The sequence below is a fragment of the Tenacibaculum maritimum NCIMB 2154 genome (assembly GCF_900119795.1).
GTDB classification, from domain to species: Bacteria; Bacteroidota; Bacteroidia; order Flavobacteriales; family Flavobacteriaceae; genus Polaribacter; species Polaribacter maritimus.
In genome coordinates, this window is record NZ_LT634361.1 from 1,776,947 (window position 1) to 1,796,673 (window position 19,727).

A 19,727-nucleotide genomic window follows, 5' to 3' on the forward strand; every position below is an offset into this window, starting at 1 on the left:
AGCTTTATTGAGTTACTACCCCAAACTAATTAAACTAGCTTTAATCGTTTCTATCTTAGCTACTGTATCTGATTCTTTTTTGCGTTCTAATGCTATAACTTTTTCTGGTGCATTACCTACAAAGCGCTCGTTTGATAATTTTTTCTGAATTCCGAATAAAAAACCTTCAGCCCTTTTAAGTTCTGCATTTAATTTTACTTTTTCAGCTTCAACATCTATATTATCCATAGATATAGGTATAAAATATTCGTTAGATTTCACTCTAAAAGAAGCAGCACCTTCTACTTTTTCTGTCACATATTTAACGGCTGATAAATTTGTTAGTTTTTTAATTATCACATCAAATTCTTTAGTATATCCTTCATTATTTACTAATGATAACTCTACCGCTTCTCTAAAAGGTATGTTTTTTTCCTTTCTAACAGTTCTAATACCTGAAACCACTTCCATAGCAAACTCAAAATCAGTTATTATTTGCTCATCAGAATCTTTTATTTCTGGATACCTAGCAATTACTAGCGCTTCTTCGGAAGTTCTTTCTGTAATATATTGCCATATTTCTTCTGTTAAAAATGGCATAAATGGATGTAAGATTTTTAAATTATTCTCTAAAACTTCGATAATAGAATTATATGTCTTAGCATCAATTGGTTGTTGATATCCTGGTTTTACAATCTCCAATAACCATGATGAAAAATCATCCATGATTAATTTGTAAATGGCCATCAGTGCATCTGATAAACGATATTTACTAAAGTGATCCTCTATTTCAGACCGTACTTTTTGAAACTTTGCATCATACCATTGCAGCCCTATTTTTGCTGTTTCTGGCTGTGCTAAGTTTTCATCAATTTCCCATCCTTTTATTAACCGGAAAGCATTCCATATTTTATTAGCAAATCCTTTTCCTTGCTGGCATAAGTCTTCATCAAACATCAAGTCGTTACCAGCAGCAGAACTCAACAATAAGCCTACACGAACCCCATCTGCTCCATAATCATCTATTAGCTTTAAAGCATCTGGTGAGTTTCCTAATGACTTAGACATCTTTCTTCGTTGCTTATCACGTACTAATCCTGTTAAATATACATTTTCAAAAGGACGCTCATCTTTATATTCATAACCTGCAATAATCATACGTGCAACCCAGAAAAATAATATATCTGGCCCTGTAACCAAGTCATTTGTAGGATAATAATATTTAATTTCTTTATTTTCTGGATTTCGAATACCATCAAAAACAGACATTGGCCATAACCATGAAGAAAACCATGTGTCTAATGCATCTGGATCTTGTTTTAAATCAATAGCTGTCAATGCAGAGTTTTTAGTTTTATCCTGCGCTAATTTTACCGCCTCTTCTATCGTTTCAGCTACCACAAAATCTTCCTTTCCTTCTCCATAGAAATATGCAGGTATTTGCTGCCCCCACCATAATTGACGAGAAATATTCCAATCGCGAATATTCTCCATCCAATGGCGATATGTGTTTTCAAACTTCTTTGGATATAATTTTACCTCACTATCTTCTCCTAAAACAGCTTCTATCGCTGGTTTTACTAACTCTTCCATCTTTAAGAACCATTGATCCGATAATCTAGGTTCTATCACTGCTTTTGTTCTTTCTGAAGTTCCTACCTTATTCATATGAACTTCTGTTTTTACTAGAAAACCTTTTTCTTCTAACTCTTTGGCTATTTCTTTACGAACTACAAAGCGATCTTTTCCTTGATAATGCAATCCAAAAGAATTTAAACTAGCATCGTCATTAAAAATATCAATAACTTCTAACGTATGCTTATCTCCTAATTTTTTATCATTCTCATCATGAGCAGGAGTTACTTTTAAACATCCTGTACCAAACTCTACATCAACGTATTCATCTTCTATAATAGGTACTACTCTATTGCATAATGGTACTATTGCTTTTTTCCCCTTTAAATGAGTAAATCGCTCATCGTTAGGATTGATACATATTGCTGTATCTCCAAAAATGGTTTCTGGTCTTGTAGTTGCTACCGTTAATGTATCTTCTGAGCCTTCCACTCTGTATTTCAAATAGTATAAGTTTCCTTGGCGTTCTTCATGAATCACTTCTTCATCAGACAGTGTTGTTTTTGCTTCCGGATCCCAATTTACCATTCTATAACCACGATAAATAAGCCCTTTATTGTATAGGCCAACAAAAACCTTTATAACAGATTCGGATAATTCAGGATCCATAGTAAAAGCTGTTCTATCCCAATCACAAGATGCTCCCAACTTTTTCAATTGCTCCAAAATAATTCCTCCATATTCATGCTTCCATTCCCATGCATGCGCTAAAAACTCTTCTCTAGTTAAATCATTTTTCTCAATTCCTTGCTCTTTTAATCTAGCCACAACCTTTGCTTCAGTTGCTATTGATGCATGATCCGTTCCTGGCACCCAACAAGCATTTTTCCCTTGTAATCGCGCTCGACGAATTAATACATCTTGAATTGTATTATTTAACATATGTCCCATATGTAAGACTCCTGTTACATTCGGTGGAGGAATTACAATGGTATAAGGTTCTCGATCATCTACTTCTGAATGAAAATAATTATGTTTCATCCAGTAATCGTACCACTTACTTTCTACTTCACTTGCATTATATTTAGAAGGAATGTTCATTTTTGGCATTGTTTTTGAAATATGATTGGCAAAAGTACAATTATCTATTTTGAACAGAAAATAAGTAGTTCATTTTTTATAGTAAAAAAATAATCCTAAATTTGTAACCGACGAAAAACCCCAATTTAATTTTTAAACACATGAAAAAAATATTATCATTTGCAGCTATTTGCTTTATAACTTTAACAGCTACTTCTCAAGAATTCAAATTTGAAGAAGAAACTATAGACTACGGAAAAATAGCTCTTGGATCTGAAGGAAAGAGAGTATTTGAATTTACCAATATAGGGGATGCTCCACTTATTATTAGCGATGTTAAATCTACTTGCGGGTGTACTGTTCCTAGTAAACCTGAAGCTCCAATTATGCCTGGAGAAAAGGGTAAGATTGAAGTTTCTTATGATACAAAAAGATTAGGTGGTTTTTCTAAAGCTATTACCATTATGTCTAATGCAAAAGGGCAAGAAAGAAAAATGGTAAAAATTAAAGGATATATCTCAAAAGATATAACTCCTAAAAAAGAAAAAAGCATGACTTCTTCTCAAAGCTAGAAGAATTCTTATCATAAATAAAAAGAGCTCGATATTTAAAAATATCGAGCTCTTTTTTATATCCTCCTCCTTAAACGAAACTCAAATTTCAATTTGAGCCCATTCCTATTCACAACCATTCTTATCCTTTTATTTGGTTTTGTTCTGAATAAAGAAATGATCTCTTCCAAAGTGTTGTACTCATGAGAAAATCTTCCATTAATCATTTTAATTTCATCTCCCTCCTTTATGCCTGACAAATCTCCAGGAGATCCTTTAATTACACGTTCTACTTTATAAGAAGGTTTAAAATTATACCTATAACTTGTTACAAAAGAAAAACTTCCTTTATTTCTACTTCCTCCATTAGCCATTTGTATTATTTGATCTTTAACTTCTTCCTGTACTAATTCTTGACCGTTATAGACAATCCCTAAACCACTCATATTATAGAAAAACCCTTTACTCAATGATCCATTTTTTTTGAACGTAATTTTCTTATTAGGATAATCAATCCAAATCTTAAATCGTTTTAAAGCACCTCCCCCAAAGCTACCGTTTCGTTCTTTAAATTTTCTTGCATTAAATGTAGATATCGAATCTAAAAAGGTTACCGTTGGGGCTTTTATTTCATAGCTGCCTAATTTTGCTATAGGTATTCTAGCTCTATGTCCATAAATAGTTCCACTTAACCCTTCTCCTATAAAATCATTAAAATATTTTTTAGGCGTTTTTATCTCTTTTTTACTTCCTTCAAAAAGCCATAAGGCATCACTTCCTCCAGTATCTATTAACATTTTAACAGCTATTTTTTTATTTTCAATGGTGTCTAACTGTATTTCCGTATTTATATACGGCTTGTTTTTATAAAATTCTAGTGAAAATACTTCACATCTCTTGCACTTAGGATAATCAAACGTATTTGGGTTATAAAACGCTATTTTTTTAGTTCTATAATTAATATTAACTATTAGATTTTTGAACAAACTATACCCTATTATCCCATGAATCGTTACTCCCATCTTAGCAGAAATATCAAATTTATCTTCTAAAATAACACATAATTCTTCTTTTTCACTTATCAAGTTTTTTATTTTAAACTGATTCCCCTTAGATACTAAAGCTTCTACAGGGGCTCCACTTCCTAAGCCTCTCAGAATTATTCTTCTCGCATTTCTCAAATCTAAACTATCTTTCTTAGATAAATTAAAAAGAATAGTCTTATTTACTCCTGTGTCTAAAATAAACGAAAGTGGTTTTCCGTTGATTTCTAAAGGAATTACGATTAAATTATTGATTAATTTAAAACGAATAGACTGTTTATTTTTCTTATCTCCAGAAAAATAAAAACCCGATTGTCCTTTTATTTTGCTACAAAAAAGGAGAATTATAAATAAAAGAATGTATTTCTTCAATAGATTAAGTAATGATTAACACACAATGTACAAAAATTAAAAATAAAAACATCTTTGTGCTATCAATTTTTATCGTATAAAATATTCATTAAAACTTACTTTTTTCCTAAAATATTTTGCAAATTTGCGCTGATAACAACTATAAAAATTAAAAAAATGCCTTTAATTTCAAAAAAAGGAAATGCCATGCCGCAGAGTCCAATTCGTAAATTGGTTCCATTTGCTGAAGCTGCTAAAAAACAAGGAACTAAAGTGTTTCATTTAAACATAGGACAACCAGATATTAAAACTCCTCAAGTAGCATTAGATGCTATAAAAAACAATACTATTGAGGTGCTTTCTTATGCACGTTCAGAAGGTTCTGAAACATATAGAGCAAAATTAGCAGCATATTATGCTACTAATAATATTAACGTAGATGCTAATAATATCATTGCTACAACTGGAGGTTCTGAAGCTTTATTATTTACTATTGGAAGTATTACCGACCCAGGAGATGAAGTCATCATTCCTGAGCCATTTTACGCCAATTACAATGGATTTTCTACAGCTTCTGGAGTAACTGTAGTTCCTGTTATTTCTAAAATTGAAGATAATTTTTCCTTACCGAAAATCGAAGATTTTGAAAGCTTAATTACTCCTAAAACCAAGGCCATTTTAATATGTAACCCAGGAAACCCTACAGGATACTTATACTCTAAAGAAGAAATTTTAAAATTAAAAGAAATTGTACTAAAACATGATTTATTTTTAATTGCCGATGAAGTATATCGCGAATTTGTATATGATGGAAATGAACATAATTCCGTAATGGCCATTGATGGTTTAGAACAAAATGCTATTATGATTGATTCTGTTTCTAAACGTTATAGTATGTGTGGAGCTCGTATTGGATGTATTGTTTCTAAAAATGAAGAGTTTATTACCACCGCCATTAAGTTCGCGCAAGCCCGCTTAAGCCCTCCTACCTACGCTTTACTAGCCAGCGAGGCCGCTTTAGAAACTCCTCAAAGCTATTTTGATAATGTTATTGAGGAGTATGTAAACCGAAGGAATTTACTAATTAGCGAATTAAAAAAAATAGCAGGGGTAAAAGTAGCCAACCCAAAAGGTGCTTTTTACTGCATTGCTGAGCTACCTGTAAAAGATGCGGATCATTTCGCTCAATGGATCTTAGAAAAATTTAATGACAATAATGAAACTGTAATGGTCGCACCTGCTAGTGGGTTTTATTCTACTAAAGGTGAAGGTAAAAATCAAGTTCGAATTGCTTATGTTTTAAATGAAGCCGATTTAAAACGTTCTGTTGAAATTTTAAAGATTGCCTTAAATAAATACAATTCTTAATATATTAAAGTACAGTTAAGAAAAATTTTTAACTGTGCTTTATATCTAACAAAATTACGTCAGTCTTCGTGGAAATACAAAAAAACATATCACTAAAAAATTACAATACATTTGGTATTGATGTCATGGCTGATCGCTTTGTACACATTACATCTTTTTATGATTTACAACATTTATTAAAAAACGAAAAGAAAATCTTTTTGTTAAGTGGTGGAAGCAATATGCTACTTACTAAAAATATAAAAGAATTAGTAGTATATATTGATATCAAAGGAGTTTCGATAGACAGAGAAGATGCTAATTTTGTTTATTTAACAGTAAATGCTGGTGAAAACTGGCATGAATTCGTATTATGGACAGTCTCTCAAGACTATGGTGGCTTAGAAAATTTATCTTTAATTCCAGGAAATGTAGGCACTTCTCCTATTCAAAATATAGGAGCTTACGGAGTAGAAGTAAAAGATACGATTACAAAAGTAGAAAGCATAGAAATTGAAACAGGGAAATTAGCCACTTTTTCAAATGAAGCTTGTAAATTTGGCTATAGAAATTCTGTTTTTAAAAACACATACAAAAACAAGTACGTAATCACTTCTGTAAGTTTTCGTCTAACCAAATCAAATCATATTTTAAAAACATCTTATGGAGCTATTGAAACAGAATTACTTCATCAAAATATAAAACAGCCCAATATAAAGGATGTTTCAAATGCCGTAATAGCTATTAGACAATCTAAATTACCAGACCCTAAACTAATTGGAAATAGCGGTAGTTTCTTTAAAAATCCTATCATACCCAAAAAGCTCTTTGACAAATTAAAGGAAAAATTTCCATCAATACCTCATTACATTGTTTCAAATAACGAAATTAAGATACCTGCTGGATGGCTTATTGAACAGATTGGATTCAAAGGAAAACGCTTTGGGGATTACGGTGTCCATGAAAAACAAGCCTTAGTTTTAGTCAATTATGGAAATGCTTCTGGAAAAGAAATTTATACACTTTCTCAGAAAATAAAAAGTGAAGTTAAAAAAAACTTTTCAATAGATTTAGAAATTGAAGTGAACGTTATATAGTTTAAAGTTTTTATGAGAAAATAATTACTCAAAATATAAAAAAAGGATAAGTATATAAATATGCTTATCCTTTTTTTATATTTTTACTCTTTATCAAATAATACTTTATGTATAACTCCTGCTACAACTGCACCTCCTATTGGGGCAACCCAAAATAGCCAAGATTGTATTAAATATTCTCCTCCTGCAAATAATGCTTGACTCATAGATCTAGCCGGATTAACAGAAGTATTTGTTACAGGAATACTTATCAAATGAATTAATGTTAGTCCTAAACCTATAGCGATTGGAGCAAAACCTTTTGGGGCTCTATCGTTTGTACTCCCTAAAATAATTAGTAAAAAAAACATTGTTAATATAAATTCTGTTATAAAAGCTGCTGTTATAGTGTACCCTCCTGGCGATAACTTTCCATAACCATTTGCGGCAAACCCTCCAATAGTTTCAAAGCCTGTTTTGTTTGATACAATTAAGTACAACATCCCTCCTGCTAAGACTGCTCCTACTAATTGAGATACGATATAAGGAACAAGTTCTTTTATGGAAAACTTTCCTCCAGCCCATAATCCAATAGAAACAGCCGGATTAAAATGCCCTCCAGAAATATGCCCTACTGCATATGCCATAGTTAAAACTGTTAAACCAAACGCTAAAGCAACTCCTGTAAACCCTATGCCTAAATCAGGGAATCCTGCTGCAAAGATAGCACTTCCACAACCTCCGAAAACTAACCAAAATGTTCCGAATAATTCTGCTAAATATTTTTTCATTGTAAATAAAATTTAAATAATTAATCAGCCGCAAAACTAGACTACGTATAAACCACCTGCAATAAGTATTTATACTAAATCTAAGCAACGTATAAACACGTAAAAACCAACTGCTTATTAACATAAGTTTAACTTGCAAAAGTTAAATTAATTCATTCAAAAAGGCACGTATTTAATATTTCTTCTTTATTTCAAAAAAGAAAGGAAATTAGTGTAGAAATACTCCTATTTTCTACTCTGAAAGAAACTCTTTTAGATACTATATTTTCTGTATCTTTGCATTATTAAACTTTATATCATGAAACTATTTATAGTGACTATAGGATTATTAGCCTTTGCTTTCGCAGGGATTGCTATTAAGATTTGGGCTAAAAAAGATGGTAAATTTGCGGGAACTTGTGCTAGCCAAAATCCAATGCTTAATAAAGATGGGGAAGCTTGCGGGTTTTGTGGAAAAACACCCGATCAATTTGATACTTGCACTGACACACAACATAGTTAACAGTTTGTCTTTTAGATGGTTTACCCTTTTCTTTTCTTTTCCCTTATTATTAGTGCATCTATACAAATAATTTACTATTTGAGCTTTGCTGTATTTGCTTTTTCAAGAGAAAAGGCTAAAAAAAGAAAAGAATTGCCTATTTCCGTAATTGTTTATGTTAAAAACAATGCTGAAGATCTATTAAACTTTTTACCTTCCATCATTCAACAAAATTACAGCAATTTTGAAATTGTATTAATAAATAATGCCTCTCATGATCAGACTTTAGAAGTCATGGAAAAATTTCAAAAAAAGCATCATACTATAAAAATAGTCAACGTTGAAAATAATGAGGCCTTCTGGGGAAGCAAAAAATATGCTCTTACGCTTGCAATTAAAGCTGCTACGAATGAACACTTGTTATTTACAGATATAAATGGTTCTAAACCACTTTCCAAAAACTGGATTGCTAAGATTACAAGTAACTTTTCAAATGAAAAATCTATTATTCTTGGCTATAACAAATACATACCAGAAAAGTATTCCTTTGTGAACTTACTCGCTAGATTTGACAATCTATTAACAAGTATCCAATACTTTAGCTATGCTAAATTTGGAATTCCTTATATGGGAGATGCTAAGAATATTGCTTATACCAAAACTAACTTTTTTAAAACTAAAGGTTTTATTAATCATATAAAAATTCACTTTGGAGAAGATTCTCTATTCATTCGAGATGCAGCAAATAGGTCAAATACTGCTATTTGTTCATCTATGAATAGTTTTATTAACTCCAATGGACCTAAAACACTGAAAGAATGGTATCTTAAAAAGCAAATCCAATTTTATGTATCAAAAAATTATAAGCTTTCTCATAAGCTTTTACTCTACTTATTTACGATCTCTAAAATAGTATTTATCAGCACTGTTTCTTTCTTAATATTTTATGAAGATTGGAAGGTTATTGGAAGTATTCTTTTAACTTACTTTTTGGTACAGTATATCATTGTAGGGGCTTCTGCAAGAAGATTAAGAGAAACTAAAGTGTTATTTTTTCTTCCCGCCCTTGAAATAATCTTAATATTATTTCAATTCAGTATATTTATAACTAATAGATTTTTAAAACCCATAAATTGGAAGTAACTAAAGAAATAATATCTGAATATATACAGAAGGCAAAGAAAAAAAATCAAATGGCATTTAATTTTCTGTTAGATTATTTTTGGGGAAGCGTTTATAACTATCAACTTAAAAGGACTAATAATGACAATGATGCGGAAGATATTACGATTCAAACATTTTCAAAAGCTTTTAATAAAATAGAAACTTTCAACGAACAATACCAATTTAAAACATGGTTGATTGCTATTTCAAAAAATGTACACATAGATTTTTTAAGAAAGAAAAAGCCTTTTTTATCTATTGAAACGACTCAAGAACAAGAAAACGAAGTTTACTCCGTAGTCGATGATACCCCTTCTCCTGAAGATAAAATCATTAGAGAGCAAAATTTAGCAAAGTTGCTAAGAGATATAAAGCAATTAAAACCTAAATACCAACAAGTAATTAACTTACGTTATTTTCAAGAGTTAAGCTATAAAGAAATCTCAGAGCAAATAAATGAGCCTATGAATAATGTAAAAATAAAGTTGCTACGTGCTAAAAAGTTATTAGCAGAAATCATTAAAAAGTCTTAATTTTTATATATTTATGGGAGTTAAAACTTTTAATCCCTAGATTTTGAATAAAAAATTTCTAAATTCTTTAGGCCCTGGTTTATTATTTGCAGGAGCAGCTATTGGAGTTTCCCATTTGGTTCAATCTACACGCGCAGGTGCTGAATTTGGCTTTGGTTTTCTATGGGCTTTACTTCTTGTAAATCTTTTCAAATACCCTTTTTTTCAATTTGGCCCTCGTTATACTGCTGCAACGGGAGAAACCTTATTAGATGGTTATAAGAAATTAGGTAAAGGGGTTTTAATTGCTTACTATATTATTAATATTGCTACGATGTTTACCATACAAGCTGCCGTTACTATCGTAACTGCTGGCTTAGCTTCTCAGCTATTTGGCTTAACCAATAATTTAGTTATATGGTCTGTAATTATCACTATAGCAAGTACCTCTATTCTATCAATTGGAAGGTATAAATTACTAGATAATCTTATGAAATATATTATTATTATCCTAACCTTTAGCACTGTTATAGCACTAGCCATTGCACTGTTTAATAACCAACAAGGACATTCTTTTAAACAAATTATACCTAACAATTCTACTGAAATTACTTTTTTAATTGCTTTTTTAGGTTGGATGCCAGCTCCTTTGGATATTTCTATCTGGCATTCTCTTTGGTCTGTTGAAAAAAACAAAGCTTCTATCAATAAAATAAAGCCTAAACAAGCTATTTTCGATTTTAACGTGGGCTACATAGGTACATTCTTCTTAGGAGTTTGCTTTGTCATCTTAGGAGCTTTAGTTATGTATAATTCTGGAGAAAGCTTTTCGAGTAAAGGAAGTGTTTTTGCTTCTCAACTCATCAATTTATATACTAAGAATTTAGGGGATTTCTCATATCTTTTTATAGCTATCGCCGCATTTACAACTATGTTTAGCACTTCTCTTACAACCTTAGATGCTTCTCCTAGGGCAATGGCTAAGACTACCTACCTTATATTTAGCAACTCTTTGAAGTTAAACTATTGGTTTTGGTTACTTTTTCTTGCAATCGGTACGTATATTATCCTTCAATTCTTTCTGTCTGATATGGGATTTCTTATTAAGATAGCTACTGTCTTATCATTTCTTACAGCTCCTTTTTATGCTATTTTAAATTACGTGCTTATTACAGGAAAGCATACTCCTAAAAAAAATCACCCTTCTACCTCGCTCAAGATACTGAGTTGGTTTGGCATTCTTTTCTTAATAAGTTTTAGCTTATGGTTTTTGGCAAATTTATAATTCTTTTCTTTGTAACTTTGTAGCTCAATTTTTTTAAAATGATAAACGAACCTACAATACTTCCTGAAAAAAGGCAAAAAAAACCAAAATGGTTACGTGTAAAATTGCCTGTTGGTAAAAAATACACTGATTTAAGAGGATTAGTAGATAAATATAAATTAAATACTATTTGCACTAGTGGTAGCTGTCCTAATATGGGAGAGTGCTGGGGAGAAGGTACTGCTACTTTCATGATTTTAGGAAATGTTTGTACCCGATCTTGCGGATTTTGCGGAGTTAAAACAGGAAGACCTGAAACTGTGGAGTGGGATGAACCTGAAAAAGTAGCTCGTTCTATTAAACTTATGAGTATTAAACATGCCGTTTTGACCTCTGTTGATAGGGATGATTTAAAAGATGGAGGGTCTATTATTTGGGCCGAGACTGTAAATGCTGTTCGAAGGGCAAATCCGAATACTACTTTAGAAACGTTAATACCCGATTTTCAAGGAAAAGAAAAATTAATAGATCGTATCATAGAAGTAGCTCCTGAAGTTGTTTCTCATAATATGGAAACTGTACGACGTTTAACAAGAGAAGTCCGTATTCAGGCAAAATACGACCGAAGTTTAAGTGTTTTAAAATACCTCAAAGATAATGGAATGCGTACTAAATCTGGTATCATGCTTGGTTTAGGAGAAACTGAAGAAGAGGTTATTCAAACAATGAAAGATTTGCGAGCTGTTGGATTGGACATCATAACTATTGGACAATACTTACAACCTACCAAGAAGCATTTGCCTGTTAAAGAGTTCATTACTCCTGAACAGTTTAAAAAATATGAAAAACTCGGTCTTGAAATGGGCTTTATGTACGTAGAAAGCGGTGCTCTTGTTAGATCTTCTTATAAGGCGCACAAACACGCTAGCTAACCTTTCTTAAAATTGTTAAAAAAATGTTATTTTACTTAGTTTTTTTTTTTTGGCCTGACTATTGATAAGATACCTAAAGGAAGCAATATAGCATTGTTTTCATTGTATAAATATTTGGATTAGTTAATTAAAATAAAAACCATCTCCTCCGAGATGGTTTTTATTTTATGGTTATGCCTTGCCTTAAAATAGGACGTTACATTATTTTTATCAATCATGCTATATTGCACTAATAACATCATATTTGGTTATGATATGATATTTTCCATTTTCTAAATCAATCAGTACTGCTTGATTATCTTTAGTAATTAACTTAGAAACATCTTCAATAGAAGTTCCTTTCTTTACTATTGGATAAGGTGCCCCCATTACTTCTCTAATAGGAGTATCTGCTATATCTTTATCTGTCAAATAGCTTCTTAGCAAAGCTGTTTCATCTACCGATCCAACAAAGCCATTAATATCTCTTACAGGTATCTGTGAAATCTTAAAATGGCGCATTCTTTCTATTGCATGTGATACTAATTCTTCTGTTTGAATAGTTACCATAGGTTCTTCTATATGAGATTTTACTAGATCTTCAGCAGTTGTTACTTCCTTCTCTAGAAAACCTCTATCCTTCATCCAATCATCATTAAACATCTTACCTACATACCTACTTCCATGATCATGAAACAACACAACAACAACATCATCTTTCTTAAATTCATCTTTAAGCTGCAATAAACCTTTAATAGCTGACCCTGCTGAATTCCCTACAAATATCCCTTCTTCTTTAGCTATTTTACGTGTATAAACCGCAGCATCTTTATCTGTTACTTTTGTAAAACCATCTATCAAACTAAAATCAACATTTTTAGGTAAAATATCTTCTCCAATACCTTCTGTTATATACGGATAAATCTCATTTTCATCAAAAATACCTGTTTCATGATATTTTTTAAACACAGATCCATAAGTATCAATTCCCCAAATCTTGATATTCGGGTTCTTTTCTTTTAAGTACTTCGCTGTTCCCGAAATAGTTCCTCCAGTTCCTACTCCTACTACAAAATGAGTTATTTTCCCTTCTGTCTGCTCCCAAATTTCAGGACCTGTTTGTTCATAATGAGCTTGTGCATTTGAAGGATTATCATATTGATTAACATACCATGAATTTGGTGTTTCTTCTCCTAGTCTTTTAGATACTGAATAATATGAACGAGGGTCATCTGGTTCAACATTTGTTGGGCAAACTACTACTTCAGCTCCTACTGCACGCAAAATGTCCATTTTTTCTTTAGACTGTTTGTCTGAAATCACAAAAATACACTTATAACCTTTAACAATTGCTGCTAAAGCTAGCCCCATCCCTGTATTACCTGAGGTTCCTTCTATAATAGTACCTCCTGGCTTCAAACGTCCATCCGCCTCGGCATCTTCAATCATTTTTAATGCCATCCTGTCTTTTACAGAATTTCCTGGATTAAATGTTTCAACCTTAGCTAATATTAAAGCATCTATTTCCTTTGTTACTGAATTTAATTGTACTAAAGGAGTATTTCCTATAGTTTCTAATATATTTTTTGCGTACTTCATTTCTTATATTTGAACTGCAAATTTATGCAAATCGAATGGATTTTGATGGGTGAATTTTTGTTATAATATAAGAAGGGATCACAAGCATTAAATAACATAGAATGAGAGTACCTACGTTAAGTAATAGTATCGCTAAAATATTGATATGAATAGGAACTGTTGTTACATAATAAGTTGCCGGATTTAGACTAATAACTTTAAAATATTTTTGAATTAATAAAATAGATAGCCCTATTATATTTCCCCAAAAAAGTCCTTTTAAAATTAAAGAAGAAGCATTGTATAAGAAGATTTTTCGAATACTCCAATTGCTACTTCCTAATGCTTTTAGAATCCCAATCATTTGTACTCTTTCTAAAATTAAGACCAAAAGGGCTGTAATCATGTTAATTCCTGCTATAAGAATCATAATACCAATAATAAACCATACATTATTGTCAAACAACTCTATCCATTCAAAAATAGCAGGGTTATTATCAATAATGGTCATACTATTTAAGGTAGCCCCTATACTCCCATAAATTTCATCCCCTTTTTGTACTACATCGTCAAAATTATTTAATAGCACTTCAAAACCTCCTACCTCATTTTCAGCCCATTTATTAATTTTTTGAACTTCTCGAATATCTCCAATAACTATATTCTTATCAAATTGCTCAAATCCTGTATTGTAAATTCCTACAATAATAGGTTTTCTTAGCTTAAATTTAGCTTTTGTTTTGCTATCAAACCAAACTTGAATGGTATCTTTTACTTTTAAACTTAGCCGATTTGCCAGCGATCTTGAAACAATAATCTCCTTATTCCTATTAAGTTGGAAGTTAGGCAATCTTCCTTCAACTAAATATTCTTTGAAAAAAGACCAATCATAATCGCCCGAAACTCCTTTAAAAATGACTCCCTCAAAATCTTTTGGCGTTCGGATTACTCCCCCCTTATTTGCAAAAACTTGAACATTTCTAACTCCCTTAATATTTTTAAAATTTGGATAGAAATCTTGGTATTTGCTTATAGGAACTGTTGATATATCAGAGTTATTATTGTCGTAGTTTGTTATTTGTATATGTCCTTTAAAGCCCGACATCTTATCACGTATTTTATGCTGCAGTCCAGCTGCTGTTGCTATCGCAATTAACATGATGATAATTCCTAATGCAATTGCTGTTATTGCAATTTTTATAATTGGCGACGATATACTATTTTTATGCGCTTTGCCAGCAGCTATTCGTTTGGCTATAAATAATTCGTAATTCAAACTAATGATAAAATTAAGTAACTCCAAAAGTACATATTTATTCTTTCTTTTATTGATGATTTCTCAACTGATTTCTTGTGCTCAAAAATCAAAAGCTATCTCTATAAAAAATGATGAAATAAAAAAAAACAACGTTAATATCATAAAAACAGGAGCAGACAGAACAACATTATATATTGATAGGCTCAAAAACAAGAGCATTGCTATTGTTGCTAACCAAACTTCTATCTTATCTGTCCCGAAAAGATCAGAGGTAGCTCCTAATATTATGGGAAGTAAAAATGTAACTTTACATTTAGTAGATTACCTACATCGTTATAAAAACATACATATTAAAAAGGTATTTGCTCCTGAACACGGATTCCGAGGTAAAGCAGATGCCGGTGAGCTTATTAAAGATGGCATTGATACCCAAACAGGGCTTCCTGTGATTTCTCTGTATGGTAAAAATAAAAAGCCTTCTCTAAACCACTTAAAAGGAATTGATATCGTTCTATTTGATATTCAAGATGTTGGTACTCGCTTTTATACTTATATCTCTTCTTTACATTATGTAATGGAAGCTTGTGCTGAGGCTGGAATTCCTGTAATTATTTTAGATAGACCTAATCCAAATGGGCATTATATTGATGGCCCTGTATTAAAAAGCAACTTTAAAAGTTTTGTTGGTATGCATCCTGTTCCTGTCGTTTACGGAATGACTATAGGAGAATATGGACAGATGATTAATGGTGAAAAGTGGATGAAAGATGGAATTCGATGCAACTTATCTGTAATACCATTAAAAAACTATACCCATAAAGATTCTTATAATTTACCCATAAAACCATCTCCTAACCTACCTAATAAAATTGCTATAAACTTATATCCTAGCTTATGTTTCTTTGAAGGCACAAATGTTTCAGTAGGAAGGGGCACTAACAAGCAATTTCAAATTTATGGTTCTCCTTATTTAAATAAAACAAAGTTCTTCTTTACTCCTAAACCAAATGAAGGAGCCAAATACCCGAAACACGAAAATAAAATTTGCTATGGTGAAAATCTTAGTCAGACACCTTCTATGAATCAACTAAATTTATCATGGCTATTAAAAGCTTATAAGCAAACCTCTAGCGTAAAGACAGTATTTTGGAATCCTTTTTTTACAAAATTAGCTGGAACAGAAGAATTACAATTACAAATAACTAAAGGCTTTTCTGAAAAAGACATAAGAGCCTCTTGGGAAGAAGATTTGAACGTGTTTAAAAAAGTAAGAGAAAAATATTTGCTCTATAAGTAGTTTTTTCTTAGGTTAATCAACTAAAAAAGAGCAAAATATATACGAATAAATTGCTCTTTTTTTTAATTGTTAACGAAGTTTCCTTCTTGGTTACTACTCCATATATTGAACTTCTATATTCTTTTGACTACTAGCATTTAAAAAACCTTGCGCTCTCATCCATTCATCTGAATAAATCTTATTCATATAACGAGAGCCATGGTCTGGAAAAATAACTACAACAAAACTGTTTTCATCAAAATAACCTTTATCTGCATATTGTTGGGTAGCTTGCATCACTGCACCACTAGTATAACCTGGAAATATTCCTTCTGTTTTTACTATTTCACGTGCTTTAAATGCGGCTTCTTTGTCAGTTACTTTTTCATAAACATCAATAATATCAAAATCTGTTGCCGTTGGTATTAAATTCTTACCTAGACCTTCTATTTTATATGGACTTATTTCTGACTCATCAAATTCACCTGTTTCATGATATTTCTTCAAAACTGACCCTACTGCATCAACGCCCAATACTTTTATGGATGGATTTTGTTCTTTCAGATATTTTCCTGTTCCTGAAATAGTTCCTCCCGTTCCACTTGCCACAACCACATGAGTTACCTTACCCTTTGTTTGCTCCCAAATTTCTGGTCCTGTGGTTTCATAATGAGCTTCTATATTTAGTTCGTTGAAATATTGGTTAATGTAAATTGATTCAGGATGTTCTCTATGCAATCTTTTTGCTACCTCGTAATAAGAACGAGGGTCATCTGCTGGAACATTCGCAGGGCATACATGAACTTCTGCTCCCAATGCTTTTAGCATATCTATTTTATCTTGAGAAGATTTATTACTAACTGCCAAAATACATTTATATCCCTTAACAATACTTATCATAGCCAAACTAAAACCTGTGTTTCCTGAAGTTGTTTCTACAATCGTATCACCTGGTTTTATAATCCCTTTTTTTTCAGCACTTCTTATGATATGCAACGCTATTCTATCTTTAGCAGAATGTCCTGGGTTAAAAGCTTCCAGCTTAGCATAGTAATTACCTTTTAAATTTTTAGTGATGTTATGAAGTTTAACTAAGGGAGTTTCCCCAACAAGTTCTAAAATATTTTGTGTAATTCCTTGATTTCTTACCATTAATTGTAAATAAAATGTAGTTATAAGCGAAGTAAAAAGCCAAATACCGGTCGGTTTTATCCCACTTAAAATGACAATTATTCAACTGAGCGCAAAAATACGTTATTTTTTCAACTTGTCTTCTAAAGCTAAAAAGAAAGTATATTCTCTTGCAGTTTCCTTTAATGCATCAAACCTTCCTGAAGCTCCTCCATGTCCTGCTTCCATATTCGTATGAAGATATAATACATTTTTATCTGTTTTTAAATCACGTAATTTTGCCACCCATTTCGCTGGTTCCCAGTATTGTACTTGACTATCATGCAACCCTGTGGTAACCAACATATTCGGATATTGCTTAGCTGTTACCTGATCGTATGGCGAATACGATTTTATATAATCATAATACTCCTTATTATTAGGATTTCCCCATTCATCATATTCTCCTGTTGTTAATGGAATACTATCATCTAGCATCGTTGAAATTACATCTACAAAAGGTACCGCTGCAATAATTCCATTATACAATTCTGGATTCATATTAATAACAGCTCCCATCAATAATCCTCCCGCTGAACCTCCCATTGCATACAAATGTTTTGGAGACGTGTATCCTTTCTCTATTAAATACTTAGAACAGTCAACAAAATCAGTAAAAGTATTCTTTTTAAATAGCATTTTACCATCCTCATACCAATCTCTTCCTAAATATTGGCTTCCTCTTATATGCGCCAAAGCATAAATGAAACCTCTATCTAATAAACTTAAACGAGTAGTACTAAACCCATCAGGAATCGTATATCCATATGAGCCATAAGCATACTGTAATACAGGCGTATTTTCATTAATTTGTAAATCTTTTCTGTAAACTAAAGAAATAGCTACTTTTTTACCGTCTCTAGCCTGAGCCCAAATTCGCTTGCTTGTATAGTTTTGCTTGTCAAACTTACCTCCTAAAACCTCTTGCTCTTTCTTTACTTCTTTTGTTTGAGATTTCATATTAAAATCAATCACTGAACTAGGAGTTGTCATTGAATTGTATGAATAACGAATCACATCTGTATCAAAATCAGGATTTGAATACACTCCTACCGAATATGTTTCCTCTTCAAATGGCAGATAATAATCTTCTGTTTCATCCCAACGTTTTATTCGTATTTTACTTAATCCTTCACTACGTTCTTCTAAAACTAAGTAATCTTTAAAAATGGACATGTCTTCCAATAAGGTATCCTCTCTATGCGGAATCACATCTACCCAATTCTCTTTCTCCGTTTTATTTTCAGGTGTTTTCATTAACTTAAAATTGATTGCTCCATCCTTATTTGTTTTAATATAAAAGCAATCTTGATAATGTGCTATATCGTATTCTAAGTCTCTTTCTCTAGGCTGAATCAGTTTAAAATTACCTGTTGGATCATTAGCTTCTAATACCTGATACTCAGAAGAAACAGTGCTATAAGAACCTATTACAATATACTTTTTCGACTTTGTTTTAGTTACAAACACTCCAAAAGTATCATCCTTTTCCTCAAATACTTCTACATCATCATCAGGAGAAGTTCCTAAAATATGTTTAAAAATTTTTGAACTACGCAAGGTTAAAGGATCTTTCTTTGTGTAAAACAATGTTTTATTATCATTCGCCCAAACAGAGCCTCCAGTTGTATTTTTTATCTCATCTGGATAAATTTCACCCGTTTCAAGATTCTTTACCTTAATCACATACTGCCTTCTACTTACTGTATCAATTGCAAATGCAGCCAATTTATTATCTGGTGATATATTTAAACCTCCCAACTGAAAATAATCATGCCCTTTTGCTTCATCATTCACATTAAATAATATCTCTTCAATTGCCTCTAAAGTGCGCTTCTTTCGAGAGTAGATAGGATATTGACTTCCTTTTTCATAACGAGTTATATAAAAATACCCATTACTCTTATAAGGTACAGATGCATCATCTTCTTTTATACGCCCTTTCATTTCTTCAAACAACTCTTCCTGAAAATCTTTTGTATTGAAAGTCATTTTATCAAAATACGCATTCTCAGCATTCAAATAATCATATACTTTTTGAGTTTGACTATCTTTTTCTGCGGCATTTTTCTGCTCATCAGACAAACGCATCCAAAAATAATTATCTATTCTAACGTCTCCATGTTTTTCTAATTTTTTTGGCTCTTTATCTGCTATAGGTGCTTCCATGTTATTTTTCTTCATTGTATCATTTTTACAAGCGAATACAAAAATAAGGTTAAAAGCAATAACTACTGGTATTATTTTGTTCATTTTACATTGATTCCTTCTTATTTGCTTTGAAAATATTAAATTTGCTACAAATAAACCTTAAATACAA

Annotated in this window: 16 protein-coding genes; 9 read left to right on the forward strand and 7 right to left on the reverse strand. The window is 31.6% G+C overall.

What is annotated here, in order from left to right; translation table 11 throughout:
* Positions 1 to 15 precede the first annotated feature (15 nt).
* Positions 16 to 2,655 (reverse strand): valine--tRNA ligase, encoded by a 2,640-nt coding sequence (locus tag MARIT_RS07985; protein ID WP_100212018.1) that lies wholly within the window; start codon positions 2,653 to 2,655, stop codon positions 16 to 18.
* A gap of 140 nt (positions 2,656 to 2,795) precedes the next feature.
* On the opposite strand from MARIT_RS07985, the gene MARIT_RS07990 reads away from it, so the two are divergent.
* Positions 2,796 to 3,206 (forward strand): DUF1573 domain-containing protein, encoded by a 411-nt coding sequence (locus MARIT_RS07990; protein WP_024740492.1) that lies wholly within the window; start codon positions 2,796 to 2,798, stop codon positions 3,204 to 3,206.
* A 56-nt stretch (positions 3,207 to 3,262) separates the two neighbouring features.
* On the opposite strand, the gene MARIT_RS07995 is transcribed toward MARIT_RS07990, so the two are convergent.
* On the reverse strand, positions 3,263 to 4,600 hold the full coding sequence (locus tag MARIT_RS07995) for an aspartyl protease family protein (RefSeq protein ID WP_100211231.1): 1,338 nt from the start codon (positions 4,598 to 4,600) through the stop codon (positions 3,263 to 3,265).
* A 156-nt stretch (positions 4,601 to 4,756) separates the two neighbouring features.
* Here MARIT_RS07995 and MARIT_RS08000 point away from each other — a divergent pair, with 156 nt between their 5' ends.
* Both MARIT_RS08000 and murB read left to right on the forward strand, forming a co-directional pair.
* The gene (locus MARIT_RS08000) at positions 4,757 to 5,947 is read left to right on the forward strand and encodes a pyridoxal phosphate-dependent aminotransferase (RefSeq protein ID WP_024740494.1); all 1,191 of its coding nucleotides are present in this window, start codon (positions 4,757 to 4,759) and stop codon (positions 5,945 to 5,947) included.
* Positions 5,948 to 6,015: 68 nt separating this feature from the next.
* Positions 6,016 to 7,023 carry a UDP-N-acetylmuramate dehydrogenase gene (gene murB, locus MARIT_RS08005; RefSeq protein ID WP_100211232.1) on the forward strand — a complete coding sequence of 336 codons (1,008 nt, stop codon included), beginning with the start codon at positions 6,016 to 6,018 and terminating at the stop codon, positions 7,021 to 7,023.
* 83 nt (positions 7,024 to 7,106) lie between these two features.
* Here the strand turns inward: murB and aqpZ are convergent, their stop codons facing one another.
* A complete protein-coding gene (gene aqpZ / locus MARIT_RS08010) occupies positions 7,107 to 7,793 on the reverse strand; it encodes an aquaporin Z (RefSeq protein WP_024740496.1) in 687 nt (228 codons plus the stop codon).
* A gap of 298 nt (positions 7,794 to 8,091) precedes the next feature.
* On the opposite strand from aqpZ, the gene MARIT_RS08015 reads away from it, so the two are divergent.
* From MARIT_RS08015 to lipA, 5 genes are all read left to right on the forward strand, one after another.
* On the forward strand, positions 8,092 to 8,295 hold the full coding sequence (locus MARIT_RS08015) for a hypothetical protein (RefSeq protein WP_024740497.1): 204 nt from the start codon (positions 8,092 to 8,094) through the stop codon (positions 8,293 to 8,295).
* A 78-nt stretch (positions 8,296 to 8,373) separates the two neighbouring features.
* A complete protein-coding gene (locus MARIT_RS08020; protein WP_231975097.1) occupies positions 8,374 to 9,417 on the forward strand; it encodes a glycosyltransferase in 1,044 nt (347 codons plus the stop codon).
* A 50-nt stretch (positions 9,418 to 9,467) separates the two neighbouring features.
* Positions 9,468 to 9,971 carry an RNA polymerase sigma factor gene (locus MARIT_RS08025; RefSeq protein ID WP_084339850.1) on the forward strand — a complete coding sequence of 168 codons (504 nt, stop codon included), beginning with the start codon at positions 9,468 to 9,470 and terminating at the stop codon, positions 9,969 to 9,971.
* A gap of 43 nt (positions 9,972 to 10,014) precedes the next feature.
* A complete protein-coding gene (locus MARIT_RS08030) occupies positions 10,015 to 11,235 on the forward strand; it encodes an Nramp family divalent metal transporter (RefSeq protein WP_100211234.1) in 1,221 nt (406 codons plus the stop codon).
* Positions 11,236 to 11,273: 38 nt separating this feature from the next.
* On the forward strand, positions 11,274 to 12,146 hold the full coding sequence (gene lipA / locus MARIT_RS08035; protein ID WP_024740501.1) for a lipoyl synthase: 873 nt from the start codon (positions 11,274 to 11,276) through the stop codon (positions 12,144 to 12,146).
* A 219-nt stretch (positions 12,147 to 12,365) separates the two neighbouring features.
* Here the strand turns inward: lipA and MARIT_RS08040 are convergent, their stop codons facing one another.
* Together MARIT_RS08040 and MARIT_RS08045 are read right to left on the reverse strand one after the other, a co-directional pair.
* Positions 12,366 to 13,724, reverse strand: coding sequence for a pyridoxal-phosphate dependent enzyme (locus MARIT_RS08040; protein ID WP_100211235.1), 1,359 nt, complete (start codon positions 13,722 to 13,724; stop codon positions 12,366 to 12,368).
* Between the two features lie 22 nt (positions 13,725 to 13,746).
* On the reverse strand, positions 13,747 to 14,979 hold the full coding sequence (locus tag MARIT_RS08045) for an ABC transporter permease (protein WP_024740503.1): 1,233 nt from the start codon (positions 14,977 to 14,979) through the stop codon (positions 13,747 to 13,749).
* 4 nt (positions 14,980 to 14,983) lie between these two features.
* On the opposite strand from MARIT_RS08045, the gene MARIT_RS08050 reads away from it, so the two are divergent.
* Positions 14,984 to 16,258, forward strand: a complete 1,275-nt coding sequence (locus tag MARIT_RS08050) for an exo-beta-N-acetylmuramidase NamZ family protein (RefSeq protein ID WP_231975102.1) — start codon at positions 14,984 to 14,986, stop codon at positions 16,256 to 16,258.
* A 93-nt stretch (positions 16,259 to 16,351) separates the two neighbouring features.
* On the opposite strand, the gene MARIT_RS08055 is transcribed toward MARIT_RS08050, so the two are convergent.
* Both MARIT_RS08055 and MARIT_RS08060 read right to left on the reverse strand, forming a co-directional pair.
* A complete protein-coding gene (locus MARIT_RS08055; protein WP_024740505.1) occupies positions 16,352 to 17,389 on the reverse strand; it encodes a PLP-dependent cysteine synthase family protein in 1,038 nt (345 codons plus the stop codon).
* 102 nt (positions 17,390 to 17,491) lie between these two features.
* Entirely contained in the window at positions 17,492 to 19,660 is a 2,169-nt protein-coding gene (locus tag MARIT_RS08060) for a S9 family peptidase (protein ID WP_407281488.1), read from the reverse strand.
* Positions 19,661 to 19,727 lie beyond the last annotated feature (67 nt).

What these genes read in the sequence shown, in the direction of transcription:
- MARIT_RS07985 (WP_100212018.1), bottom strand. Translation starts at nt 2,655, where the DNA reads ATGAACATTCCTTCTAAATATAATGCAAGTGAAGTAGAAAGTAAGTGG.
- MARIT_RS07990 (WP_024740492.1), top strand. Translation starts at nt 2,796, where the DNA reads ATGAAAAAAATATTATCATTTGCAGCTATTTGCTTTATAACTTTAACA.
- MARIT_RS08000 (WP_024740494.1), top strand. Translation starts at nt 4,757, where the DNA reads ATGCCTTTAATTTCAAAAAAAGGAAATGCCATGCCGCAGAGTCCAATT.
- aqpZ (WP_024740496.1), bottom strand. Translation starts at nt 7,793, where the DNA reads ATGAAAAAATATTTAGCAGAATTATTCGGAACATTTTGGTTAGTTTTC.
- MARIT_RS08015 (WP_024740497.1), top strand. Translation starts at nt 8,092, where the DNA reads ATGAAACTATTTATAGTGACTATAGGATTATTAGCCTTTGCTTTCGCA.
- MARIT_RS08025 (WP_084339850.1), top strand. Translation starts at nt 9,468, where the DNA reads ATGGCATTTAATTTTCTGTTAGATTATTTTTGGGGAAGCGTTTATAAC.
- lipA (WP_024740501.1), top strand. Translation starts at nt 11,274, where the DNA reads ATGATAAACGAACCTACAATACTTCCTGAAAAAAGGCAAAAAAAACCA.
- MARIT_RS08040 (WP_100211235.1), bottom strand. Translation starts at nt 13,724, where the DNA reads ATGAAGTACGCAAAAAATATATTAGAAACTATAGGAAATACTCCTTTA.
- MARIT_RS08050 (WP_231975102.1), top strand. Translation starts at nt 14,984, where the DNA reads ATGATAAAATTAAGTAACTCCAAAAGTACATATTTATTCTTTCTTTTA.
- MARIT_RS08055 (WP_024740505.1), bottom strand. Translation starts at nt 17,389, where the DNA reads ATGGTAAGAAATCAAGGAATTACACAAAATATTTTAGAACTTGTTGGG.
- MARIT_RS08060 (WP_407281488.1), bottom strand. Translation starts at nt 19,660, where the DNA reads ATGAACAAAATAATACCAGTAGTTATTGCTTTTAACCTTATTTTTGTA.